At 60.9% G+C, this 8,616-nt stretch carries 8 protein-coding genes and 1 pseudogene; all 9 read right to left on the bottom strand.

The features are described from left to right. Positions 1-55: 55 nt before the first annotated feature. The 9 genes and pseudogenes from sphsw_RS02295 to sphsw_RS02260 all read right to left on the bottom strand — a co-directional run bounded on the left by sphsw_RS02295 (position 56) and on the right by sphsw_RS02260 (position 8,436). A complete protein-coding gene (locus tag sphsw_RS02295; RefSeq protein ID WP_199860757.1) occupies positions 56-577 on the bottom strand; it encodes an aminotransferase class I/II-fold pyridoxal phosphate-dependent enzyme in 522 nt (173 codons plus the stop codon). Between the two features lie 30 nt (positions 578-607). Next, positions 608-730, bottom strand: a complete 123-nt coding sequence (locus tag sphsw_RS18540) for a DUF2474 domain-containing protein (protein ID WP_081874069.1) — start codon at positions 728-730, stop codon at positions 608-610. Beyond that, the gene (gene cydB / locus sphsw_RS02290) at positions 730-1,737 is read right to left on the bottom strand and encodes a cytochrome d ubiquinol oxidase subunit II (RefSeq protein WP_031439186.1); all 1,008 of its coding nucleotides are present in this window, start codon (positions 1,735-1,737) and stop codon (positions 730-732) included. The genes sphsw_RS18540 and cydB overlap by 1 nt, the downstream gene beginning before the upstream one ends. A 6-nt stretch (positions 1,738-1,743) precedes the next feature. Continuing rightward, positions 1,744-3,135, bottom strand: coding sequence for a cytochrome ubiquinol oxidase subunit I (locus sphsw_RS02285; protein WP_031439185.1), 1,392 nt, complete (start codon positions 3,133-3,135; stop codon positions 1,744-1,746). Positions 3,136-3,242: 107 nt separating this feature from the next. Further along, on the bottom strand, positions 3,243-4,628 hold the full coding sequence (locus sphsw_RS02280; protein ID WP_031439184.1) for an aminotransferase-like domain-containing protein: 1,386 nt from the start codon (positions 4,626-4,628) through the stop codon (positions 3,243-3,245). 66 nt (positions 4,629-4,694) lie between these two features. Then, entirely contained in the window at positions 4,695-5,003 is a 309-nt protein-coding gene (locus tag sphsw_RS02275) for a hypothetical protein (RefSeq protein ID WP_042466347.1), read from the bottom strand. Between the two features lie 42 nt (positions 5,004-5,045). Next, on the bottom strand, positions 5,046-5,444 hold the full coding sequence (locus sphsw_RS02270) for a DUF983 domain-containing protein (RefSeq protein ID WP_042466346.1): 399 nt from the start codon (positions 5,442-5,444) through the stop codon (positions 5,046-5,048). 592 nt (positions 5,445-6,036) lie between these two features. Further along, a complete protein-coding gene (locus sphsw_RS02265) occupies positions 6,037-7,467 on the bottom strand; it encodes an IS1182 family transposase (RefSeq protein WP_031439181.1) in 1,431 nt (476 codons plus the stop codon). 91 nt (positions 7,468-7,558) lie between these two features. Further along, positions 7,559-8,436: pseudogene (locus tag sphsw_RS02260) on the bottom strand (LysR substrate-binding domain-containing protein). Positions 8,437-8,616 lie beyond the last annotated feature (180 nt).

Raw genomic sequence — 8,616 nt, 5'->3', positions numbered from 1 at the left:
TCCCATATGGCTTCCTTCCATTCCAACGAAAGGATCGCACCATCAAACCGTGGGATCAAACACCTAGCAGCTCTTCCAGATGCGCTACGTCGTTGTGGCGGAAGATGAACCGTTCTGCGCCAGAGCGCTTGATGCCCTCGATCATGGAATTGTGGTTGAGTGCGTCCGAGAATATCGCGCAATTCGGCAGCAACCGCCCGAGTGTGCCAAGGGCTGCCAGATTGCTGATCCAGCCAGACGTGAACAGGAGCGCGGCTTCCTTGCCATGCAGTCCGGCAAGCTCCTGTTCCAAGGCGACGTGCTCACTAACCGTGCCTGAGATATTCCGTGTTCCGCCGGTGCCGGCACCTGAGCGTGTGATGGTCTCATGCATCGCTGCAAGGACGTCGGGATGCTGCCCCATGCCGAGATAGTCGTTGCTGCACCATACCGTCACCTCGCGCATGGTGCCGTCTGGACGGTGCCAGCGCGCCTTCGGGAAGGCGCCCGCGATCCGCTCCAACTGTGCGAAGGTTCGGTAGCGCCCTTCAAGCCGGGTTTTGGCGAGAAGATCTTCAAAATGAGCATCGAGGTTCATGGTTCGCTCCTAGGGAACGTCAGAGAAAGTCTAGGGGTGTAGCCACCAGCGAATGATGCTGGCGACGATCCCGAGGGCCAGCACGCTGAGCGTCCAGATCAGCACCAGCCAGCCGATCCGTCGCCAAAGCGATGCCGGTGGGGTGTCAGCCATCAGTGATAGCCTTCGGTGACGGTTTTGCCGCGGAAGACCCAATAGGCCCAGGCGGTGTAGGTGATGATCAGCGGCATGATAAAGACGGTCCCCACCAGCATGAAAATCTGGCTCTTCTCGGGCGCTGCCGCATCCCAGATCGTCAGCGCACGCGGCACCACATACGGGAACATACTGATCCCGAGGCCCAGGAATCCGAGCGCGAAGAGGGCCAGCGTGACAAGGAACGGCAGGCGTTCCCGACCACGCTTCAGACTCCAGAAGAAGATGCCTCCGACCGCGATCGTCGCGAGAGGGACCTGAGACGTGAACAACACGCGGGGCATTTCGAACCAGCGGTGCCAATAGTCGATCGCCAGGAACGGCGTCGCTGCGCTAACCGCGGCCATCACAATCAAAGTCGCTATGCCCAGCCGAAACGCCATCTTTCGCGAGTGCTCCTGAAGCGAACCGTGCGACTTGCCGATCAACCAGCTCGACCCCAGCAGGGCATAACCGGACAGAAGCGCAACGCCGGTCAGCAGGCTAAAGGGCGACAGCCAGTCCAACGAACCACCGGCATAGGCGCGACCTTCGACCTTGATCCCTTGCAGCACCGCTCCGAGCAGTATGCCTTGCGAAAACGTTGCCACGACAGAACCAACGAAGAAGGCGGTGTCCCAATACGGGCGATGACGCGGGTCACGCCAACGAAACTCGAATGCCACGCCGCGGAAGATCAAACCGAGCAGCATGCCGATTACCAGCGGGTAAGTAGCCGGCAGGATGACGGAGTATGCGAGCGGGAAGGCCGCCATCAGGCCGCCCCCCCCAAGCACCAGCCAGGTCTCGTTGCCGTCCCACACCGGAGCGATCGAGTTCATCGCCTGATCGCGTTCCTCCCCAACCTTCAGCGTCGGAAAGAGAATGCCGATGCCAAGATCGAAGCCGTCCATCACGACATAGGCGAAGATCGCGAAGGCAAGGATGAAGGCCCAGACGGTAGCCAGATCATAATTGTAGAGCATGGCAGCTTACTCCTTGCTCAGAGCAGGGGCGGGCGTGAAACCCGTCGCCCGCTGCGGGGTGGAGGCCGGTTCGCTCTCATGTGGAGCAGGTGCCTTGGCCATGAGGCGGAGCAGGTAATAAGTGCCCGCGCCGAACACGATGAAGTAGACGATCACGAACGTCAGCAGCGATGTCGCAACGGCTGCGGCACGAAGCGGCGAGTGCGACTGGGCAGTCAGAAGATACCCGTAGACCGTATAAGGCTGCCGTCCGACTTCCGTCGTAATCCACCCGGCAATCACCGCGACGAAGCCTGCCGGACCCATGATCATGGCAGCTCGGTGTAGCCATCGCCAATCATAGAGCTGCCGGCGGAACCGCGCGACAAGGCTGAACAGTCCAAGTCCCAGCATTGCCATGCCCAGTCCGACCATGACCCGGAAAGACCAGAAGACCACGGTGACGGGCGGCTCACGATCGTCAGGGATCGTGTCGAGCCCGGCGAGCGGCGCGTTAGGGTCGTGCTTCAGGATCAGGGACGATGCCTTGGGTATCTCGATCGCATAGTCGATGCGTTTCTCGGCCGCATTGGGGATACCGAACAGGATCAGCGGAGCCCCATTGGGATGGCTGTCGTAATGCCCCTCCATGGCCATTACCTTGGCTGGCTGATGCTCCAGCGTGTTGAGGCCATGAGCATCACCGGCGAGGATTTGCGCCGGTGCCGCAATCGCCACCATCCACATCGCCATCGAGAACATCTTGCGCGCGCCGGGATTGGTGCGGTCACGCAGCAGATGCCAGGCACCGACTGCTCCGACAACAAGCGAGGTCGTCAGATAGGCGGCGATCACGACGTGCGTCAGTCGGTACGGGAAGCTTGGATTAAAGATGATCGGCAGCCACGATCCGGCTGGTACGAACTGCCCCTGGCCGTTGATGGCAAACCCTTGCGGCGTATGCATCCAGCTGTTGGTACTGATGATCCAGGTCGCCGAAATGAAGGTGCCGAGTGCCACCATGCAGGTCGCGAAAAAGTGCAGCTTGGGTCCAACCTTGTTGATGCCGAACAACATGACGCCAAGGAAACCGGCTTCCAGGAAGAAGGCGGTTAGCACTTCATAGGCCATGAGCGGCCCAACGACGGGGCCGGCTTTATCAGAGAATACCGACCAGTTCGTGCCGAACTGGTAGGACATGACGATCCCCGAGACGACGCCCATGCCGAATGCCACCGCGAAGATCTTCAGCCAGTAGCGATAGAGATTGGCGTAGACGCCCCGGCCGGTTCGCAACCACGCGCCTTCCAGCACCATCAGGAAGCTTGCAAGCCCAATGGAAAATGCTGGAAATATGAAGTGGAATGATACCGTGAATGCAAACTGCACCCGGGCAAGGAAAAGGGCTTCGTCACCCATGAGGGGGTCCTCTTGTGGTTCGCCATACCGAGATTAACTCGGCCATCACGTCGCGCCTGATCGCCTATATTTCTGTGATGTGATCGATCAGGTGCAACAGCCTAGGTTCAGACCAGCGAGATCTTTCTGGTTGCGTTCGGGGCGGTCATCGCGCCAAGTAAGCGCAAGCCACGTTCAAGACGTTCGCGGGAAAGAGTGCCTCCGATTGACACGCGCAACGCGGGTGAACCGCTTGACCGGTCAACTGCGAACACATCTGCACCCACCACGGATAAGCCGTGGGGGCGCAATGTGTTTACGATCTCACTGGAATTGGCGTCCGAGGGCAGCGGCATCCACAGATGATACCCTTCCGGCTGTGACTGGAACCCTTGCGGATCGAGAAACTTTGCCACGATTGCCTGACGAGCCTGTGCCTCGACCCGAACAGCGGTGGTGAGCTGCTGGAACACTCCACTGCCAATCCAGTCCGCCACGACCGCTGCATTGAGCGGTGGTGCCATGATTGCGGTTTCGTGCACGTCGGCCGCCAGTCGCCATGCTTGTGCGACTGTGGGTGCACGCAGCCACGCAATACGCAGACCCGGCGATAAAATCTTCGATACGCTGGCGATGTGCCAGGTCCGATCCTCCGCGAACGATGCGATCGGGGGCAAGGGCCGTTCCGGCAGGAGGCCATAGGCGTCATCCTCGATGACGATCAGACCGTGCTGCTCGGCAACGGTGGCAATCGCCTTGCGCCGGTCCACGCCCATTGTCGCGGTCGTCGGATTATCGTTGGTAGGTACGACATACACAGCACGCACACTGCCTTGGGCACAGGCGGCGTCGAGCGCTTCCGCGATCAGGCCTTCCGCATCCGACGCTACGACGAACAGGCGCAAACCGTACCGGCGGGCGACCGATTGGAACCCCGGATAGATGTGTGCGGCGACTGCTACGGTGTCGCCGGGTTGCAGCTCTGCGCTAACGATCGCGTGAAGGGCGTGTTGCCCGCCCGCCGTCACCAGAACGGTGTCGTCGTGACACGGAACGCCGCGAGCGCTCAACAGATCAGCACCAGCTTCGCGGGCCACGATCATGCCGCCACTCGGCTGATACTGGAACGGCGCAGCGACATCAGAACGGGTTAGTAAAGCGTCGGCAGATTGTCGGAACGCTGCAGCAAGAAGTGCGCCTGGAATTTCAGGTGGCGCGTTCATACCGGTATCGACCGGCTCGCTGTAGGTGGCTTTAGGAGTGTCGACCTTCTTCTGGCGAACAAAGCTACCACGCCGGCCGTCACCCTCGATCAATCCGAGCCGCTGCGCCTCGCCGTAAGCACGCGTGACCGTCGTCAGATCGACGCTTAACGCTTCGGCAAGGGCCCGCTGGGGCGGCAGCCGCGTACCGGCAGCAAGGCGTCCAGCCTCGATATCCTTCGAGAGCGCCTCAGCAATCGCAAGGTACTTTGGCCCCGCAATGGACTCGATATCGGGTTTCCAGGTTTGCATGGTTCTCATATATATGGCTCACGTACAAAGTCCATGCATTGCGAAGACAAAATATTGCGTTCGAATTCAGTCGCGATGGAGGGCGTAAAGCTCCTTGCCCGCAAGCGCCGATCGCGCGATTTCGCCATGATCGTGGAAGGCGAGCGAGGCCTCCGCGCAGTCAGCCTCCCAGAAGCTTTCATCGGCGTAACAGGCTAGCGCCCGCTCAGCACGACCGACACGCGCTGCAATTTCACTGAGCGCCTGTAGGGCGACGCGGACTTCGACATAATCGTCCCCACTGCCGGCAAGCACCGTGCGAGCGTCGTTCGAGCGCCCCGTAGAGGTTAGGTATGAAGCGGCGATGCGCCGGGCATCAGGCATCAACGAGCGCATAGACCGCTCCAAAAAATGGATCTGACAAGACCTGCGACCGGATTAATCGTCGAAGTTACTACTGTCCTTCGTATTCTCCCGGCCGTGAAGTTGATCCCAGATCTTGCCCGTACCGGCCTCCTGAGCACGATTCACGTACTGAGAGGCGACCAGCCAGCCTTTGATGGGGTGCAGCGGCAGCAGACATCCCAAAAGCATGACTGGGAGTGACGTGAACAGATGCACCCACCACACGGGATCAAATTTTACCTGGATCCACACGACAAAGAAAGCGAGCGGGAAGGCAACGATGCACAAGGAAAAGAAGGCAGGACCATCGTCAGGCGCTGCAAACCGATAGTCGAGACCGCAGGCCTCGCATCGGTCCGCGACCTTGAGCCACGACTTAAACATGTGCCCCTTGCCGCATCGCGGGCACAGGCCCTTCCAACCGGTCTTCATAATCCAGCGGAATTTGTCACCGTCGGTATCTTGGGTCACATGCGCACCGTTTGTTTTTAGCGATCGCACATACATAGTACGTATTGCATGGAATTTCTAGTTACTTTGCGCGCATCATTTATCGGCTGTTATCTAATTGGGGTCGGTACATGGAACGGACCCAGACGCTAAGCGCCGTCAGCCCTGCGCGAGCGTCCGAAAACACCCGTTTGTCGTGCATCCAGGATGGCGACAGGGTTTTCCGCCGTAATCTACGCCTTCTGGGACAAGGGCGTCGTCCCGGCACGGTCTGCCGAACGACAGCTACTGCCAGATCCGGCCGCTCGTGGGCGATGTCCCGTCCTACTATGGCGCAAATCTGGTAGAGTGCGGTCAGACAGGTTTCAGGAAGGAGATGGCGATCGCGGGCGGTCCCAAAAAGGATGGCAGACCGTGCGAGAACTCGCCGTCACATGGGCACGGACGTCTTTTGTTAAACGGTGGAGCTGGGCGCAAATATTTTTGAGTTACTGCCGTGGTGGCGCTCTGGTGGCGTTGTGGTGGCTTCAAGGGGAAGCCATTGAGCGCTGCGCAGCAGATTTGGCGAGCTTGATCAGGCCTGTACGGCCCTGATCAACCCCGGCACGCCGATGAGGGTAATGGCTCTTCTTAGATTGTAGGCGAGCGCGGTCAGACTGAACTCGGCGCGAACCTTCTCCAGCCCGCGCATCAGGAATGCGCCCTGGTTCATCCATTGCTTGATCGAGCCGAACGGGTGTTCGACCGTCTCGCGGCGAACGGCAAGAATATCAGGGCGCGCAACCAAGCGCGCCGCCATGCGGTCCAGCACCGCCTCGTTTTCCCAACGGTTGATGCGCCGCCAGCGACTGCTGGTACAGTTCACCTTGATTGCGCAGTCCGAACAGGCGGCGGGGTTGGAATATTGGATGTTGGCGTGGCCCCGCGTCACCGCGCGATAGCTGATGTCGAGGGTCCGGCCACCCGGGCAGTGGTACGCGTCCGCCTCGGCATCGTAACGAAAGAGATCCTTAGAGAAACGGCCATTGGCGATGGCGCTGCCCCGTCTCGGCCGGGCGACGAAGGGTGTGATACCATTCGCCTCGCATGCTTCGATGTCCTCGCCTTTGTAATAGCCCATGTCGGCGACCACATCGATCTGCTCGACGTCTAGCGCGTCTTTCGCCGCCCCAGCAGTGGGTGCCAGCAGACCCATGTCGGTGCCGGCGTTGGTAACGTGCTGCTCGACGATCAGCTTGTGTTTCGCATCCACCGCTACCTGCGCGTTGTAGCCGACCGTGGTCTTTCGACCCGTCACCATCGCGCGCGCATCCGGGTCGGTTAGCGATATCTGGCTCTCGCCACTGGCGTTCAGCTCGTGCAGCATCGCCTCCTGGGCCTGACGCCGCTCGCGCACCCTGGCGATCTTTGCGGCCAGCGCCCCGCTGCGGCCAGGCCCATGGCCATCCTCGCCGCGGTCGATGGCGTCCATCTCGGCAAGATACCCCTCAAGCCGCTCGTCGGCCGCGGCAATATACCTGGCCAGCTTGTCACGGGAGAAGTTGCGTGCCGGGTTGTTCACCGCCTTCAGCCGCGTGCCGTCCACCGCCAGCAGCTCGCGCCCGAACAGGTCGAGCTTGCGGCATAGGACGACGAAGGCGCGGAACACTGCCTTGAAGGCGCTCCTGTTGTCGCGGCGAAAGTCAGCGATGGTCTTGTAGTCTGGCCGAAGCCCACGCAGCAGCCAGATCAGCTCGAGGTTGCGTGCCGCCTCGGCTTCCAGCCGTCGGCTCGACCGCACCCGGTTGAGATAGCCGTACAGGTACAGCTTGAGCATGTCGCCCGGGTCATAGCCTGGGCGCCCCGTCGCCTTCGGCCGCGACCGATGAAAACCGGCCTCGCCCAGATCGAGGTCATCAACGAACGCGTCGATGAACCGAACCGGACTATCCGCTGCCACATAATCCTCTACCGATGCCGGCAGCAGCAGCGCCTGGTCGCGCGCATGACCCTCGATATATGCCATGATTACAGTATACGCCCGTCAGCAACCTTGTGGAATCACCCAGCGAGTTTTCGCACGGTCTGGATCGCATTTTGGGAATGCCGATGCGTACCTACCGCCGCTGCAACCCGATCACGTCCAACAGCGCATCCGCGGCTTTCGTGCGATAGCGTTCCTTATGCCGCAGCCCGAAGAAGGGGCGAGGAGCGAATGTGATCGGTGCGACGTGCAACAGACCTGCCTTGATGGCCGGGTCGACCACTAGCGCCGACAGGACAGCAACGTCCGCCCCAGCCTCCACGGCCGTTCGGTCGCTTTCATTAGACGGCATCGTCAGCGCCACGTCGAGGGCAGCCGGATCGACTCCCAAGCTGCGCAACTCGCTATTCAACGTCGATCGCGTGCCTGATCCAGGCTCCCGTTGCCCCCAGCGTGCTCGTCGCAGCCATGTCACGTCGATGTCGGCGTCGCCGAAAGGCTGTGCTCCGACGAGCAACAGCCGGTCTTCGCCGATCGGCCAATGCGCCAACGCCGGGTTGTCGATCTCGCCCTCGACAATACCCAGATCGGCCTTGCCGTCATAGACGCGTGCCGCGGCCTGCCCGGTGTTGCCGATCGACAGTTCGATACTAATCGCCGGATAGCGCTCATGGAAAGCCGCAAGGATGGGCGGCAACCAGTAGGCGGCGATGGTCTGGCTGGCGACGAGGCGCAGCGTGCCCCGCTTCAGCCCGCCAAGCTCCTCCAGCACCGTCTCGGCCGCGTCGGCCCGCGCAAGAACTCCGCGAGCCTCGGTCAGGAACAGCCGTCCGGCCTCTGTCAGAGCGATGCCGCGCCCGACGCGGTGGAAGAGCTTGGTTGCGTGTCGCTCCTCAAGCGAGGCGATGGCTGCGGAAGCCTCTGACTGCGTGACGTTTAAGGCCGCGCCGCGACGGTCATATGCTTGCGCTCGGCCACGCCGACGAAGATGCGCAGTTGCTCCAGTGTCACACCGCACCTGATATAGAAACCGATCGCGATTGACGATCGGAATGACAACAAGGCTAAGTTGGAGCGATCGGTAGGCAGGGTTTAGATCGTGCGACGGAAGGAACACCGCCGTGGCCAGTTTTGCCTATCCCGATCGTATATTCCCTACCGTCCAGACTAGCAGATTGCCCGCGCTGCTGC

Source organism: Sphingomonas sp. FUKUSWIS1 (genome assembly GCF_000733135.1).
Taxonomy (GTDB): Bacteria; Pseudomonadota; Alphaproteobacteria; order Sphingomonadales; family Sphingomonadaceae; genus Sphingomonas; species Sphingomonas aerolata.
Note: the sequence above shows the minus strand (reverse complement) of the source record. Positions and strands in the feature narration are given on the sequence as shown.